Below are 15,615 nucleotides of genomic sequence, written 5' to 3'. Positions count from 1 at the left end.
ACTTGTCTATATGTAAAGTTTGTTTTACTTTTGATTTATCAATCACATAAATCAATCTAAAAACGAACACATATGAAAACAAATTATTTATTACCAAACAAGTATAAAAAATTTGGTTGGGCTTTATTTTTATTAGGAATAATTTCAGGAATAGTTCTACAAATTTCTGATGGAAAAAGAGATCTTTTTATTATAAGATTAATTAACGTCTTCGCTAAAGAATATTTAGATGAAATAATTTCTGCTCTAATAATTATTGGTGGACTTTTAGTAGGCTTTACCAAAGAGAAAATTGAAGACGAGTTCATTTATAAACTAAGAAATGACTCTTTGGTTTGGGCAATAATATTTAATTATACAATACTATTAATTACTTTACCATTTGTTTATAATGAGGATTTTTTAAATGTAATGATTTACAATATGTTCACACCGCTTATATTCTTTATCATCCGCTTCAATTTTTTAAAATATAAATCTAGAAGTCATGAAGAATAAAATTAAAGTGCAACGTGCCATTCATGATATGACTCAAGCTGATTTAGCAGATAAAATTGGTGTAAGTAGGCAAACTATAAACGCTATGGAGAAAAACAAATATGTACCTTCTACAGTGCTTTCTCTTAAAATAGCTAAACTTTTTAAACAGCCTGTTGAAGCTATTTTCTTTTTAGAGGATGAAGATTAAATTAACTCTAAAAAAATGAAGTTAGCAAATATGTGCGTTAACGATTGAACGGCCTGTTTGAGCTCCCGACATAGGAGGAGCGAGTAGTGAAAGCGTGTTAAAACGCCCATAAACAAAAAAACGCAACTCATACAAGTTGCGTTTTAAATTTCTATAATAATCTAAAAATCTACATGCCACTCCACTCAGCAATAGACTCTTTATTCATTTTTACATAATCTGCATTACCAGCCGCTTCTGCTCCTGCTAACGATTTTTTAGCTACAGCAATAGCACCTTTTACATCACCTGCCTTTGCATAAATTAACGATTGTTGTCTTAATTGCCAAAAAGCTGCTTTATCACCAGCCATTTCCATTGCTTTATCCATCCATATTTTGGCTTGTTTAATATCTTTTCCAGATTGCAAATAATATACTGCTGCCGAAAAGTAGTCTCCTACACCAGGACCATTCATGGCTTTATCAATAGAAGCAGAAACCATTGAATCAGTTGGTACATTAAATTTAACCCCGACATAAACGTCTTCCCAAAGTATCCCTAAAACTGCTGAATTACTTGTTAAATCATCAAAAGTCATAGTAAACGTTTCAATTTTTATTGGCATTGGATACACTTCAGCCGTAACAGTAGCAACAACTTTAGCTTCCTCCAGCGTTTTGGGTACACCCCAATTAGATGTATCGTTATAAAATACAACTTCCCAAGACTTTTCGTTTGGTGTTGCAAAAACAGCATACGATCCTGCTTTTAAAGTAGTACCTCCAACAGTAACATCTGTACTAAAAGTAATTTTTGTATTTGCATTAGCTCCTAATCTCCAAAGCTTGCCATAAGGCACTAAGTCTCCAAAAATAGTACGACCTCGCATATTGGGTCTAGAATATTCTAAAGTCACATTGGTTAAACCAACTTTTTGTTCCACTTTAGAAAACGGACTCGGTTGTGGTGTTTTAATTTGTGCATTTACAAAGTTTATAGTCGTAAACGCTAATAATAGTAATAATACCTTTTTCATAATACAGTTATTTTTAGGTTTTAAAATAGTTGCAATAAATTTACAACTCCTATTTCTTCTATATGTTAACAAAAGCTTAAAATAAGACATTGTATATTTGCTGCATCATAATTAAGAAAAAATATAAAATGAATAAAATTACCAATATGAAACAGTATTATGCCGAAACAATTGGCACCTTCGCTATGGTGTTTTGTGGTTGCGGTGCAATGACTATTAATGAGATTACTAATGGAAGTATTTCTCATGTTGGTGTTGCTGCCACTTGGGGTCTTATAGTTATGGCAATGATATATGCTTTTGGGGAAACTTCTGGTGCACACTTTAATCCAGCTGTAACCATTGGATTTGCTTTTGCAAAAAAATTCCCTTGGAAAAAAGTACCCCAATATATTTTAGCGCAAGCTATTGGAGCTATACTTGCTTCTTTTTTATTATGGTTTTTATTTCCTGAAAGTCAATTCTTAGGAGAAACGACTCCAATAGAAGGATTTCCGCCTTACAAAGCAGCGATATTAGAATTTTTACTTACGTTCTTTTTAATGGTAGTAATCATGAATATTTCAACAGGAAGCAAAGAGATTGGTACTATGGCAGCCATTGCTGTTGGAGGTGTAATTCTATTGGAAGCTATGTTTGCTGGCCCGATTACAAAAGCTTCAATGAATCCTATTCGTTCTATTGCTCCCGCTCTTTTTACAGGGAATTTTCAATATTTATGGTTATATATCTCTGCTCCAATCTTAGGAGCTATAACAGCTGTTTCTAGTTGTAAACTAGTAAAAGACGACAATTGTTGTTAAAATTTATATAAAAATAAATTATTTTGTTTAACAAATATTGAAATAAATTAAACATTTTGTATCTTTACCGTAAATTAATCATTATGGCAAAGAATAAAACGATTTCAAAAAATGATATAATATCATTTTTCATGGACTATGTATTAGAGCATAGCGAAAACCCTAAATCTGTTTTTGCTTTTTCTAAAAAGTACACTTTTGAAGAAGCAAAGTTTTATGAATTCTTTTCTTCTTTTGAAGTTGTTGAAAAAGAAATTTTTCAAACTTTTTTTCATAACTCCATAAATGCTTTAAATAAAAGTGAAGATTATGACTCTTTCGATGCAAGAAACAAACTTCTAAGCTTATACTTTACTTTTTTTGAAAACCTTACAGCAAACAGAAGCTATGTAATATATGCGCTTGATAAGCATAAAAATAGTTTAAAAGGTATAAAAATACTTTCTGGACTAAAGCATCAATTCACAAATTACATAGACCAGTTAGACATTGAAATACTGGATATAAAACAAGAAAAGATTCAAAAAATTCAGCAAAAAACATTAAAAGAATCAGCGTGGATACAATTATTATTAACCATGAAATTTTGGATTGATGATAGTTCACCGTCTTTTGAAAAAACAGACATTTTTATTGAAAAATCTGTGAATACCAGTTTTGATGTTTTAGACATTGCCCCATTAAAAAGCGTTATTGATTTAGGGAAATTCCTTTTTAAAGAAAAATTTCAAATGAATTAGGCCTATGAAAACTATAGATAAAATACCAACATCTAAAATACAACGTGCTACAAAATTGGTTTCAACAGGAGCTAAAGTAGGTGTTAATTACATTAAGTATTATGGTGATAAAATGGTTAATTCTGAAATGGAAGCCAAAGAGCGTTTAAACAAAAATAATGCAACCGATATATATGATGGCTTAAAACAATTAAAGGGAAGCGCTCTAAAAGTAGCACAAATGCTTAGTATGGAAAAAAGCATTTTACCACAGGCTTATGTCGAGAAATTTTCGTTAGCACAATTCTCTGTGCCACCATTATCACCACCTTTAGTACTAAAAACATTTAAAAAATATTTTGGCAAAACACCAAATGACATATTTGATACTTTCAACGCAACTTCTGTAAATGCTGCTAGCATTGGACAAGTCCATATTGCAGAAAAAAATGGGATAAAACTTGCTGTGAAAATCCAATACCCAGGAGTTGCGGAAAGTATTGCTTCAGATTTAGCAATGGTAAAACCTATTGCCATGAGTATGTTTAACATAAAAGGTAAAGACTCTAATAAATATTTTAAAGAAGTTGAAAATAAATTGGTTGAGGAAACAAATTATGTGTTGGAAATGAAGCAAAGTAAAGAAATTGCTTTCGCTTGCTCTCACATTTCCAACCTTTTGTTTCCGAACTATTATGAAGATTTATCTTCTGAACGTATTATAACTATGGATTATATGGAAGGAGAGCACCTTTCTGAATTTACAACTTATAATACCAATCAAGAAAAATCAAATAAATTAGGTCAAGCACTATGGGATTTTTACATGTTTCAAATTCATAAACTAAAAAAAGTACATGCAGATCCACACCCTGGAAACTTCTTAATATCAAATAAAACAGAATTAATAGCACTTGATTTTGGATGTATGAAATCTATTCCAGATGAATTTTACACACCTTATTTTGAGCTTGCAAATCCTGAAAATATTAACAATAGCCATTTTTTTATTTCAAAATTATACGAACTAGAAATACTTAAAGAAGATGATAGCAAAGAAGAACTTGAGTTTTTTACAGCAATGTTTCATGAAATGCTTAGTTTATTCACACAGCCTTTTCATTCTGAAACTTTTGATTTTTCGGATGCTGAATTCTTTGGTAAAATAGCAGAATTAGGAGAACGCTATTCTAAAAGTACCGATTTAAAAAAGATGAATGGCAATCGTGGCTCTAAACATTTTATTTATATAAACAGAACTTTTTTTGGACTCTACAATTTAATGTTTGATCTTAAATCTCAAAACATCAAAATAAATAATTATATCAATTTATAATGAATTATTTAAATGAAAGTTCCATTGAAAATCTAGAACATTTATATAAAATTAATTTAATAAATAGTTGTTCTGGATATAAATCATCTAATCTTATAGGTACAAAATCTAATGCAGGAATAGAAAATGTTGCAGTTTTTAGTTCTGTAACACATATTGGATCTAGCCCTGCCATGCTAGGATTCTTTATGAGGCCAACAACAGTAATTAGAAATACCTATGACAATATAAAATCTAATGGTTTTTATACCATAAATCATATTCATAAAAGTATTATAGAAGATGCCCACCATACATCAGCTAAATATGATGCTTCTGTTTCAGAATTTGGTGTTACAAATTTAAATTCTGAATATAAAAACAATTTTTACGCTCCTTTTGTAAATAATGCCCCTGTACAATTAGCAATGCAATTTGTAGAAGAGTATGATATTAAAGCAAATAACACTATATTAGTTATCGGTAAAATTATTGGCTTACACATAAAGGATAATCTTTTACAAGATGATGGGTTTATAGATCTAGCAAAAGCTGAAGTAGCCACAATTAATGGTTTAGATGGCTATGCTATTCCTAAAAGCAATACCCGTTTTGGTTACCAAAGACCAAAATTACAAATGCATAAATGAAAATTCTTGTTACAGGTGCTACTGGTTATATAGGCAAACGACTTATCCCGCTTTTAATAAACGAGGGACATCAGGTTGTTTGTTTAGTTCGTGATAAACTAAGGGCAGACAAGAACTATCTAGAAGAAGAAAACATTTATGTTATTGAAGCCGATTTTTTAAAACCGAATACACTAAATAATATCCCTAAAGATATTGATGTTGCCTATTACTTAATACACTCTATGTCTAATCCTTCAAAAGATTTTGAATCTCTTGAAGAGCGTTGTGCTAAAAATTTTAAATTATATATAGAAACCACAAACACCAAACAGGTTATTTATTTAGGTGGCATCACTAACGAAAAGGAACTTTCTAAACATTTACGTTCTAGAAAAAATGTTGAAGAAATTTTAAATTCAAAAAAATATGCTACAACCATATTTAAAGCTGGTATAATTGTAGGCTCTGGCAGTTCTTCTTTCGAAATTATTAGAGATTTAGTAGAAAAACTTCCTTTTATGATTGCTCCAAAATGGTTAAACACCAAAACACAGCCACTTGCTGTTAGAGACGTTTTAACATTTTTATATGGAGCTGCTGGAAACGAGGAATTATTCAACAAAACATATGATGTTTTTGGTCCAGAAATTTTAACTTATAAAGAGTTATTACTTCAGTTTGCAAAAGCTAGAAATTTAAAACGTTATATTCTTACTGTACCAGTAATGACGCCAAAATTATCATCGTATTGGCTTTATTTTGTAACTTCTACCTCATACAAATTAGCATCTACTCTGGTTGATAGTATGGGTATTCAAATTATTGGAAAACCTAGTAATATAAATAAATTACTAAATGTAAAACCTTTAACATATATTCAAGCTGTAGAACTTGCTTTCGAAAAAATAGAACAAAACAGTATCGTTTCTAGTTGGAAAGACTCAATGGTAAGCAGTGGTAGATTAAGAAATAATCTGCATAAATATATAAATGTTCCTGTTTACGGCTGCTTTAAAGATTACAAAGAAAGACCTATAAAAGACACAAATAAAACCATTGATAAAATCTGGAGCATTGGTGGTAAAACGGGTTGGTACTATGGCACGTTTTTATGGAAAATAAGAGGCTATATTGATAAACTATTTGGAGGTATTGGTTTACGAAGAGGCCGCACGAGTCCAACAGATTTAGATGCTGGTGATGCGCTAGATTTTTGGAGAGTTATTTTTGCAAATAAAAAACAACAAAAACTTTTGCTTTACGCCGAAATGAAGCTTCCTGGAGAAGCGTGGCTAGAATTTAAAATAGAAGATAACCTACTAAAACAAACAGCCACTTTTAGACCTCGCGGACTTTGGGGACGACTATATTGGTATAGTGTACTTCCTTTTCATGGGATTATTTTTAAAGGCATGATTAATAAACTTGTTAAAGCTTAATAAATCTTTCTTATAGTTCGATAAATCATTTTGTTTAACTTTTTTGCTATATTGTTAAACATTTTGTATATTTGAATATATTCAAATATTATGTTTATAGATACTACTTATACTAATGATAATGACAAGATGCTTATAACAGATTTGGTTGGAAAACCCTATTCATTTATAAAATCTTTTAAAATGAAAGGGGTTGGATCTAAAAGAATGATTATAGAAGATGTTAGTCTTAATTTAAAACAATACATGAATTCTATATCAGACCCCAACTACGCAAATATTGAGCTGCGTGAATCAGGCATCATAGTTTATATTAATAAAGGTTTAAAAAACTTTAGCTGGGTTATTCCATACTACCAGTTAGTTCTTTATAAATCAAACAGTTTAAGTATACATGCAAATGGACGTTTTATCCGTTTTAAAAACAACCAGATGCTTAAGGAAAATAAAAAGTTTTTCAGTAAAATGATAAATCAAAAAATTAAGTATAATAACAAATATAAATTTCAAGATTCTTGAATTTAACAATATTACAAATAGATAGAATTATTGAAATGGCTTGGGAAGATAGAACCACTTTTGAAGCAATCAATTTTCAATTCGGATTAACAGAACAAGATGTTATAGAGCTAATGCGAACAGAACTAAAACATAATAGTTTTAAAATGTGGCGCAAACGGGTGCAGGGAAGAAAAACTAAACATGAAAAACTAAGAACTTTTGAAAAAGGACGATTTAAATGTTCTAGACAAAAACAAATAACGCACAACTCAATTTCGAAACGATAACGTGCTTTGATTAATAAATAATTAAGACAGCACACTAAAAAGACTAGGATGAATACAGAAACTTTAAAAAAGCAAAATAGCAATAATATTTTAAATGGTTTTTCTAATGAAGATATTGGAGACGAACACTTATATACTGGGTTAAAAACTCCCATAAAAAAAGACGCTTTTAAACTAAGTGATACCGAAAAAAAAGAACGTATAGCTATCTTATTTGAAGAAATTATGGATGTTATGGGATTAGATTTAACCGATGATTCTTTAAAAGGCACACCAGATCGTGTTGCAAAAATGTATATAGACGAGATATTTTCTGGATTAAACCCAAGGAATAAACCTAAAATAGCCTTATTCGACAATAAATACCAATACAATCAAATGTTGGTAGAAAAAAGCATTACATTTTATTCTAATTGCGAGCATCATTTTGTTCCAATTATTGGTAAAGCACACATAGCATATATTTCTTCTGGAAAAGTAATTGGTTTATCTAAACTAAACCGTATTGTACAATATTATGCTAAACGTCCGCAAGTTCAAGAGCGTTTGACCAATCAAATAGCTAGCGAGTTAAAAAACATTTTAAATACAGAAGATATAGCAGTTATTATAGATGCAAAACATTTATGTGTATCATCAAGAGGTATTAAAGATGATTCTTCTACTACAGTAACAACATATTATGGAGGCCAATTTAATACTCCTGAAAAAATAAGTGAATTACAAAACTATATAAATAATTAAAGTATGGACTTAATAAACAAAGCACTAGAGTTTGAAAAAACAAAAATGAGATCATTATCAACTAGCGATCGTGTAAAATTATCTCGTGAGGCAAAAGCTCTTATATTAGATTTAAACGAAATCTATAAAACTAAAAAAGATGAAAAAATTATGGACCTCATGAAACGTTTAACTGTGATAAAAAGAAAAGTAGAAAAACGTCTCAAAGGAGCACCATTAACTGCTTAAAACACAAAAAAATCGAAATAAAAAAATAAATTATTAATTTTTTCTTAATAAATAGTCATAAAAATCAATAATCTCTCAGATTTTATTATATTGTCAAATTCTGGAACTATTTTACTTTCAGATTAAAATAAAATTAGAATAAAGATTAAAAAATTATGGAGATTATTGATAAAGCTTTAGAATTCGAGCAACGCAAACACACTTTTAAAACAACAAGTGAGCGTATTGAATCGTCTAGAGAAGTAAAAGATTTAATATTAAGTTTAAATACTATTTATAAAGAAGAAAAAGATCCTAAAATAATGGATCTAATGAAACGATTAACAGTTATTAAACAAAAAATTGAAAAACGGCTAAAGGGTAGGCCATAAAATAAAAACATGCCCTGAAACCATATGAAAACAATTATTGTTATAGGTGGAAGTAAGGGCATTGGAAATTCCATACTAAAAAAACTACTTAACCATTCTAAAGTTATAAATATTAGCAGAACCGCTCCCGAGTTCAATCATGCTAATTTAGCTCACTTTTATTGCGATATTACCAAAGATAATTTACCAGATATTGAAGTTGGAGATGCACTTATTTATTGCCCTGGTAGTATTAACTTAAAACCTATTTCTAGATTAAATATTGATGATTTCAAAAACGATTTTGAGATTAATGTACTTGGTGCTGTAAAAGCTATTCAAAAATACCTTCCAATACTAAAAAACGGAGATCACCCAGCTATACTTTTATTTAGCACAGTAGCTACTCAATTAGGCATGCCTTTTCATTCAAGTATTGCTACAGCAAAATCTGGAGTTGAAGGTTTAGTAAAATCATTAGGAGCTGAACTTGCTCCAACTATTCGCATTAATGCCATAGCGCCTACTGTTACAAATACAGATTTAGCTTCAAAACTATTAAGAAACGACAAAATGATTGAAAACATTACGGAACGTCATCCTTTAAAAAAGTTTTTAAATCCAGATGAAGTAGCAGATATGGCAGAGTTTTTAATTTCAGAAAAATCAGCATCACTTTCTGGTCAAATTTTAAAAATGGACTGCGGTATTGTATCATTCAAATTATAGACTTATGAAAAAAATTATTTTACTCAGCATTATGTTCTCAATATTCTCAAAATCTAAAGCTCAAACAGTTCCATCATCATCAATTTATGATATTAAAATTAATGATTTAAGTGGAAAACATATAGACTTATCTTCTTTTAAAGGTAAACATATTTTGTTTGTTAACGTTGCGTCAAAATGTGGATTTACAGAGCAATACAAAGATTTACAAAAACTATATAACATTTACAAAGACAAACTCATGGTTATAGGTGTACCATGTAATCAATTTGGATATCAAGAACCAGGCACATTTAAAGAGATACAAACTTTTTGCGAAGTAAATTACGGTGTTACTTTTTTAATGACTGAAAAAATAGAGGTTAAAGGTATTAACCAACATCCGCTATACCAGTGGTTAACAAAAAAGGAGCAAAATGGTAATACAGATTCTTCTGTAAAATGGAATTTTCAAAAATATTTAGTTGATGAGCAAGGACATTTGGTTAACTACTTTTTTTCTGCAACCAAACCCTTAAGTGATAAAATAACAAAACACCTAATATAAAGTCGATGTTCGGATTATTTAAAAAGAAAACAGAATTAGAGAAACTTCAAGATAAATATAAATCGCTTATGGCAGAATGGCATAAATTATCTAGTATTAATAGAGCCGAAAGTGATAAAAAATATGCTGAAGCAGAAGCTGTTTTAAAACAAATTGAAACATTAAAACAATAATAGAAACTATTTTAACTCATGAAATTATTCAAATACATTATTGTTTTTTTAGTCATCAACTTTGGCGCACTAGCCATTGGAAGCTTACTTATGAATGACGGACCAAGAACCGATTGGTATCAAAACTTAAATCAAGCACCTTGGACACCTCCAGGATGGATTTTTGGTGTTGCATGGAGTACTATAATGATTTGTTTTTCAGTTTATATGGCATACTTGTATAAACTACAGCCTAACACAAAATTAATAACATTATTTGGTATTCAGTTTGTGCTTAATGTTATTTGGAATTATATTTTCTTTAATCAGCATTTAGTAATATTAGGCCTTATTTGTATCATTTTACTAACTATAGTTGTTGGATTGTTTTTATTCAATTACAAAAACGTATTAAAGCAAAAAAGTTTATTAATACTACCCTACTTTATTTGGTTATGTATAGCCACATCGCTTAATGCTTATATTTTATTTAATAATTAATTTCAATTCATTTAAGTGAAAATATATACACTACATAAAAAACAGAATCTTCCAATTACGCTGCAAGAAGCTTGGGATTTTTTGTCTAGTCCGAAAAATTTAAAAACTATTACTCCAGATTATATGGGATTTCATATTCTATCTGGAGCAGACAGACCTATGTTTGCTGGTCAAATAATACAGTATATTGTAACACCTGTTTTAGGTATTAAAACCAAATGGGTTACCGAAATCACCCATGTCGTAGACAAACACTATTTTGTTGACGAACAACGCTTTGGCCCTTATGCGCTGTGGCATCATAAGCATTTTATAAAAGAAATTGAAGGCGGTGTAGAAATGGAAGATATTATAGATTATAAAGTTCCTTTTGGAATTTTAGGGCAACTTGTTCATCCTTTTTTAGTGAAACCCAAGCTTGAAGAAATTTTCAACTACCGAACAAAAAAACTAGAAGCATTATTTGGTAAATATTAAATGAAACACTCTATAAACATATTCTGGTTTCGTCGCGATTTACGATTAAATGATAATCACGGACTATTTGAAGCATTGCAAGCTAAAAGTCCGGTACTTCCTATCTTTATTTTTGACTCCAATATTTTAGAACGATTACCCAAAGATGATGCCCGGGTTACATTTATACATGAAACGCTTCAAAAAATAAGCAAAAAGCTTCAAAAAGAATACAACAGTGGTATTTCTATGTTCTTGGGAAAACCCATTGTTATTTTTAAGCAGTTACTAGAAACCTATACTATTGAAAGCATTTATACTAATCATGATTATGAACCTTATGCAAAAGAACGTGACTCAGAGATTGAAACGTTTTTAGGTGAACATAATGTAAACTTTAAAACCTATAAAGACCAGGTTGTTTTTGAAAAAAACGAAATTACTAAAGCTGATGGCAAACCTTACTTAGTTTATACGCCATATATGAAACGCTGGAAAGAAACTTTTAGAAGGCTTAATTTTAAAACTTATACATCAGAAACTTTATTATCCAACCTAATCTCAAATCATGATTTTTCAAATTTGAGTATAGCAGATATTGGTTTTATTAAATCTAGTCAAACCATCGAACCTTATAATATTAATCCGAATCTAATAGAAAACTACGAAGACACCCGAAACTTTCCTGCACAAGATAGCACCTCTAAATTAGGTCCGCATTTACGATTTGGCACGGTAAGTATCCGTAACATGGTAAAAAAAGCAACTGCTCAACAAAACGAAATATTTTGGCAAGAGCTTATTTGGCGTGAGTTTTTTACACAAATATTATGGCACTTTCCACAAACACACACTGAAAGTTTTAAACCGCAATACGATCGTATTGTTTGGCGCAATAACGAAACAGAATTTAAAGCTTGGTGCGAGGGTAAAACTGGCTATCCGTTAGTTGATGCTGGTATGCGTCAATTAAACAAAACAGGGTTTATGCATAATCGTGTGCGTATGCTTGCTGGTAGTTTTCTATGCAAGCATTTATTAATAGATTGGCGTTGGGGCGAAGCTTATTTTGCCGAAAAACTACACGATTACGATATGGCAAGTAATATTGGTAATTGGCAATGGGTGGCTGGTTGTGGCGTTGATGCCGCTCCTTATTTTAGAATTTTTAACCCAACAACTCAAATTGAAAAGTTTGATAAAAAACTAGAATACATAAAACAATGGTTGCCAGATTTTCAAGAACTTACTTACCCTACTCCTATTGTAGATCATAAAATGGCTAGAGAGCGTTGCCTTAAAACTTATAAGGAGGCTTTAGTCTAAAAAAACAAATCTTCATTTATTATTATTTTTTAATATCTACTACACATTTAAAACAAAGTGAATAAAAAATAACAACCTGACAATTACTCATTTAAGCGTTTTTTTAAGACACTTTATCGTTTTGTTTAATAATTATTTTTATTTGTTAAACAAAATAATTATGTTTAACAAATAATTAAAAACATTAAACAATATATTATGAAAAATCTTTTTAAAAACCGTCGCCCTAATCTTTTTAATTTACCTATCATCGTTTTAGTAGTTGCCTTCCTTACATTTTCATGTAATAATGAAGACGTCGAAACGATAAATTTAGAAGCAACGACGCCATCTATTGTTGAAGTTTTAGCAAATTTTAATACCGAATCTATTTCAACTTCACCTATCAGTAAATCCAAAAGTGATAAATATTCAAATGCTGAACCAACTTTTGAAATTTTAAGTGTTGCACTAGCAAAGACAAAACTTGCAAGTACAGTATCTAAAAACAGACTAACTGTTTTTGCTCCAACAGATAAAGCCTTTATGGATGCTGGAATTACAAAAAAGAATGTAGCCTCGATTCCTGGTATTAAAGATATTCTTCTTTACCATGTATTAGGAGGACCAGTGTTTAGTTCAAAATTAGTTTCTGGCCCAGTACCAACAGTTCAAGGTAAAGATGTTATTATTAATATTAATGATAGTGGTGTTTCTGTAAACAGTTCAAACGTAATTATGGCAGATATTAGTGCCAGAAACGGGGTAATTCATGTTATAGATAAAGTTCTATCAATTCCTACTCTAAACCTGGTAGAATTAGCTTTAAGCAAAGATCCTGAGTTTTCTATTTTAGTACAAGCTGTATTAAAGGCAGAATTAGCTGAAACTTTAGCTGCTGGAGGACCTTATACTGTTTTAGCTCCAACAAATCAAGCCTTTTTAGACTTGTTAACAGCTACACCTTATAATAGTTTAGATGAAATCCCTAAAGATTTTTTAACGCAAATCTTACTTTATCATGTAGTAGATGGTTATGCGTTTAGCAATCAATTAAGCAATGGTTTTGTACCAACCCTTAATGGAGCAGCTGTTAATGTAAATTTAGATTCTGCTCCAATGGTATATATAAACGATTCTAAAGTAATTATAACTGATGTACAAGCTACAAACGGTGTAATTCATGCTATAGATAAAGTTTTATTACCACCTACTATGAACCTGGTAGAAACAGCAGGAAGCTATAATCCAGAGTTTTCAGTTTTATTAGCCGCTGCAACAAAAGCTGGATTAGCCGGTGTTTTAATGGGAGAAGAACCGACTTTAGACCAGCTTACTGTATTTGCTCCAACAAATCAAGCGTTTATTAACCTATTAGAAGTTGCTGATACAGATGCTGCGATAGCAGCTGTAGAATCTATGTCAGTTGAAAGTTTAACAAATATATTACTGTATCATGTTGTTAAAACACGTGTATACTCTAGTGATTTAACCAGTGGTAAAGTAACTACTTTAAATGGAGACTTTAATTTAGATTTAAATAATCTTACAATAAATGGCTCTGCTATGTTAGTACCTGATTTATTAAATGTACAGGCTACAAACGGCGTTATACATGTAATAAGCAGTGTATTAATTCCTTAATACTGTCTAGAATAAATTATTAATAGTATTTTATAAAAGGTATAACAGTTATAACTGTTATACCTTTTATTCTTTTTAGTAAAATTTAAATGAAAATAGAATGGTTTTTGTTTTAGAAAACAACAAAAGTGAAACCATATTACAAGTAGGCAAATTAAACGATTTTAAAAAGGCTTTCCCAATATTATAGAAAATAGAATTAATGTATTTGCAAAACTCTAAATTTTAGTTTTGATTATATATAATGTAACACCACCACACCTGAAACAAAATCGTCAGGTTTATTATATTAAAGCGTAAGAAAATTTAATTATATTTACAGTATAACAGCAACAAAATACTTATCATATCCTAACTTATTTGCGGGATATGATCAATAAAAATAATTATATAACGTGTTACCTACAATTATGACACAATCACGAATATTACTTGCATCACTTATAGTTTTTGTCTCTTTACAATGTTTTGGACAACAATATTCAGAATTCGCAATTGATGGAAACGGATTTGGCTCTGTTTTTCAAGATTTAGAATCTGGAAACTTCAGCGGAACAGCAAATGGAATTCTAATTTTAGAGGACTCTGAAAATAAAGAATCTCTTTTAGATTTTCAAGGCAGCTACGCGAAACTCGAAATTGAAAAAGACGAGCACGAAGTATATGACTTGAGTTATAAAAAGTACATTGGAAAAACAACAAGCGGAAAAACGGAAATAAACTATCAAACTTATGGTTCAGCTAACTCATTCGGAATTGAATTTAAGGGAGAGTTTTACGAATTGTCTCTAATTGACGGAGCTTGTGACTTAATTATAAACGGACTTGAATACTCTTACGAATCTGAAAAGAGTACTGAATATCTGATTTTGCGAGTAACTAAAGAAATTGAATTAAAGAATAGCTATAAAAGTCAAGTCAGGAAATCAATTAAATTGATGCCGAATTCGACTTTGATTTTTGCTATAAAACGGAAAAAACAACTGTAGGTAACAAAGTATAAGAAATAATGCTTAAATTTATTTCTTAATCAAGAAGTTAGTGCTTTTTTAGTCACTCTGATTTTCCTGCGGAAAATCCTCGGACACAAAAACGCACTATTCTTATACACAACCGTTGCCCACAATAGCGAAACGCACTCAGCAGGAAGTAAATCGGAATAAAAAAAAACAAAATTTCGCAGAATAAAACGCTGAATTAATTGCGCTGAATTCTCACTCAAATCGGAATAAAAATCACATCGGACTTTTTAGCAAGTTTGCGGAATCTAAATCTGAATTTAAAAACTAAAGTATTTGCGGAATTTAGCAAGTTGCGGAATTTCTCACTCAAACGGAATTGAATAAGTTTGTGGATTAAAAAAACAACTGAACTCACTCAATCTCTGAAAACTGAATAAGAAAACTCTGAAAATAATCTACTGTGGGCAACAAAGTATAAGGAATAATGCTTAAATTTATTCCTAAATCTAAAGGTTAGTGCTTTTTTAGTCACTCTGATTTTCCTGCGGAAAATCCTCGGACACAAAACCGCACTATCCTTATACACAACCGTTGT

At 30.4% G+C, this 15,615-nt stretch carries 21 protein-coding genes; 20 read left to right on the top strand and 1 reads right to left on the bottom strand.

Annotated elements, in window-relative coordinates:
- Nucleotides 1-72: 72 nt before the first annotated feature.
- Both ACH5TW_RS00910 and ACH5TW_RS00905 read left to right on the top strand, forming a co-directional pair.
- On the top strand, nucleotides 73-498 hold the full coding sequence (locus ACH5TW_RS00910; RefSeq protein ID WP_439334595.1) for a hypothetical protein: 426 nt from the start codon (nucleotides 73-75) through the stop codon (nucleotides 496-498).
- Entirely contained in the window at nucleotides 488-688 is a 201-nt protein-coding gene (locus tag ACH5TW_RS00905; RefSeq protein ID WP_439334594.1) for a helix-turn-helix transcriptional regulator, read from the top strand. The genes ACH5TW_RS00910 and ACH5TW_RS00905 overlap by 11 nt, the downstream gene beginning before the upstream one ends.
- 169 nt (nucleotides 689-857) lie before the next feature.
- Here the strand turns inward: ACH5TW_RS00905 and ACH5TW_RS00900 are convergent, their stop codons facing one another.
- Entirely contained in the window at nucleotides 858-1,706 is an 849-nt protein-coding gene (locus ACH5TW_RS00900) for a DUF2911 domain-containing protein (RefSeq protein ID WP_439334593.1), read from the bottom strand.
- Between the two features lie 128 nt (nucleotides 1,707-1,834).
- Between ACH5TW_RS00900 and ACH5TW_RS00895 the strand changes: the two genes are divergently transcribed.
- From ACH5TW_RS00895 to ACH5TW_RS00810, 18 genes are all read left to right on the top strand, one after another.
- On the top strand, nucleotides 1,835-2,509 hold the full coding sequence (locus tag ACH5TW_RS00895; protein ID WP_439334592.1) for an MIP/aquaporin family protein: 675 nt from the start codon (nucleotides 1,835-1,837) through the stop codon (nucleotides 2,507-2,509).
- Between the two features lie 83 nt (nucleotides 2,510-2,592).
- Nucleotides 2,593-3,249: a TetR family transcriptional regulator C-terminal domain-containing protein gene (locus tag ACH5TW_RS00890; RefSeq protein WP_439334591.1), complete on the top strand. Its 657-nt coding sequence runs from the start codon at nucleotides 2,593-2,595 to the stop codon at nucleotides 3,247-3,249.
- A 4-nt stretch (nucleotides 3,250-3,253) separates the two neighbouring features.
- Nucleotides 3,254-4,564: an ABC1 kinase family protein gene (locus ACH5TW_RS00885; RefSeq protein ID WP_439334590.1), complete on the top strand. Its 1,311-nt coding sequence runs from the start codon at nucleotides 3,254-3,256 to the stop codon at nucleotides 4,562-4,564.
- On the top strand, nucleotides 4,564-5,193 hold the full coding sequence (locus tag ACH5TW_RS00880; protein ID WP_439334589.1) for a flavin reductase family protein: 630 nt from the start codon (nucleotides 4,564-4,566) through the stop codon (nucleotides 5,191-5,193). Before ACH5TW_RS00885 ends, ACH5TW_RS00880 begins: the two co-directional genes overlap by 1 nt.
- Entirely contained in the window at nucleotides 5,190-6,614 is a 1,425-nt protein-coding gene (locus ACH5TW_RS00875) for an SDR family oxidoreductase (RefSeq protein WP_439334588.1), read from the top strand. Before ACH5TW_RS00880 ends, ACH5TW_RS00875 begins: the two co-directional genes overlap by 4 nt.
- 90 nt (nucleotides 6,615-6,704) lie before the next feature.
- A complete protein-coding gene (locus tag ACH5TW_RS00870; RefSeq protein WP_439334587.1) occupies nucleotides 6,705-7,133 on the top strand; it encodes a hypothetical protein in 429 nt (142 codons plus the stop codon).
- A complete protein-coding gene (locus tag ACH5TW_RS00865) occupies nucleotides 7,130-7,402 on the top strand; it encodes a TIGR03643 family protein (RefSeq protein ID WP_439334586.1) in 273 nt (90 codons plus the stop codon). Before ACH5TW_RS00870 ends, ACH5TW_RS00865 begins: the two co-directional genes overlap by 4 nt.
- Before the next feature lie 48 nt (nucleotides 7,403-7,450).
- Nucleotides 7,451-8,146, top strand: a complete 696-nt coding sequence (gene folE, locus ACH5TW_RS00860) for a GTP cyclohydrolase I FolE (RefSeq protein ID WP_439334585.1) — start codon at nucleotides 7,451-7,453, stop codon at nucleotides 8,144-8,146.
- A 3-nt stretch (nucleotides 8,147-8,149) separates the two neighbouring features.
- Complete coding sequence (locus ACH5TW_RS00855; protein ID WP_439334584.1) at nucleotides 8,150-8,374, top strand: hypothetical protein; 225 nt, start codon at nucleotides 8,150-8,152, stop codon at nucleotides 8,372-8,374.
- Between the two features lie 155 nt (nucleotides 8,375-8,529).
- Nucleotides 8,530-8,745: a hypothetical protein gene (locus ACH5TW_RS00850; RefSeq protein WP_439334583.1), complete on the top strand. Its 216-nt coding sequence runs from the start codon at nucleotides 8,530-8,532 to the stop codon at nucleotides 8,743-8,745.
- A 24-nt stretch (nucleotides 8,746-8,769) separates the two neighbouring features.
- Complete coding sequence (locus ACH5TW_RS00845) at nucleotides 8,770-9,453, top strand: SDR family NAD(P)-dependent oxidoreductase (protein WP_439334582.1); 684 nt, start codon at nucleotides 8,770-8,772, stop codon at nucleotides 9,451-9,453.
- A gap of 4 nt (nucleotides 9,454-9,457) precedes the next feature.
- On the top strand, nucleotides 9,458-10,000 hold the full coding sequence (locus tag ACH5TW_RS00840) for a glutathione peroxidase (RefSeq protein ID WP_439334581.1): 543 nt from the start codon (nucleotides 9,458-9,460) through the stop codon (nucleotides 9,998-10,000).
- Nucleotides 10,001-10,005: 5 nt separating this feature from the next.
- Nucleotides 10,006-10,173 carry a Lacal_2735 family protein gene (locus ACH5TW_RS00835; RefSeq protein ID WP_439334580.1) on the top strand — a complete coding sequence of 56 codons (168 nt, stop codon included), beginning with the start codon at nucleotides 10,006-10,008 and terminating at the stop codon, nucleotides 10,171-10,173.
- Between the two features lie 18 nt (nucleotides 10,174-10,191).
- Entirely contained in the window at nucleotides 10,192-10,653 is a 462-nt protein-coding gene (locus ACH5TW_RS00830; RefSeq protein WP_439334579.1) for a TspO/MBR family protein, read from the top strand.
- A 15-nt stretch (nucleotides 10,654-10,668) separates the two neighbouring features.
- Nucleotides 10,669-11,130 carry an SRPBCC family protein gene (locus tag ACH5TW_RS00825; protein WP_439334578.1) on the top strand — a complete coding sequence of 154 codons (462 nt, stop codon included), beginning with the start codon at nucleotides 10,669-10,671 and terminating at the stop codon, nucleotides 11,128-11,130.
- Complete coding sequence (locus ACH5TW_RS00820; RefSeq protein ID WP_439334577.1) at nucleotides 11,131-12,435, top strand: cryptochrome/photolyase family protein; 1,305 nt, start codon at nucleotides 11,131-11,133, stop codon at nucleotides 12,433-12,435.
- 198 nt (nucleotides 12,436-12,633) lie between these two features.
- Entirely contained in the window at nucleotides 12,634-14,058 is a 1,425-nt protein-coding gene (locus ACH5TW_RS00815) for a fasciclin domain-containing protein (protein WP_439334576.1), read from the top strand.
- 410 nt (nucleotides 14,059-14,468) lie between these two features.
- Nucleotides 14,469-15,047: a hypothetical protein gene (locus ACH5TW_RS00810; protein ID WP_439334575.1), complete on the top strand. Its 579-nt coding sequence runs from the start codon at nucleotides 14,469-14,471 to the stop codon at nucleotides 15,045-15,047.
- Nucleotides 15,048-15,615: the final 568 nt, after the last annotated feature.

The sequence above is a fragment of the Thalassobellus sediminis genome, from assembly GCF_044386045.1.
Taxonomy (GTDB): domain Bacteria; phylum Bacteroidota; class Bacteroidia; order Flavobacteriales; family Flavobacteriaceae; genus Thalassobellus; species Thalassobellus sediminis.
This window is presented reverse-complemented; position numbering and strand designations above follow the sequence as displayed.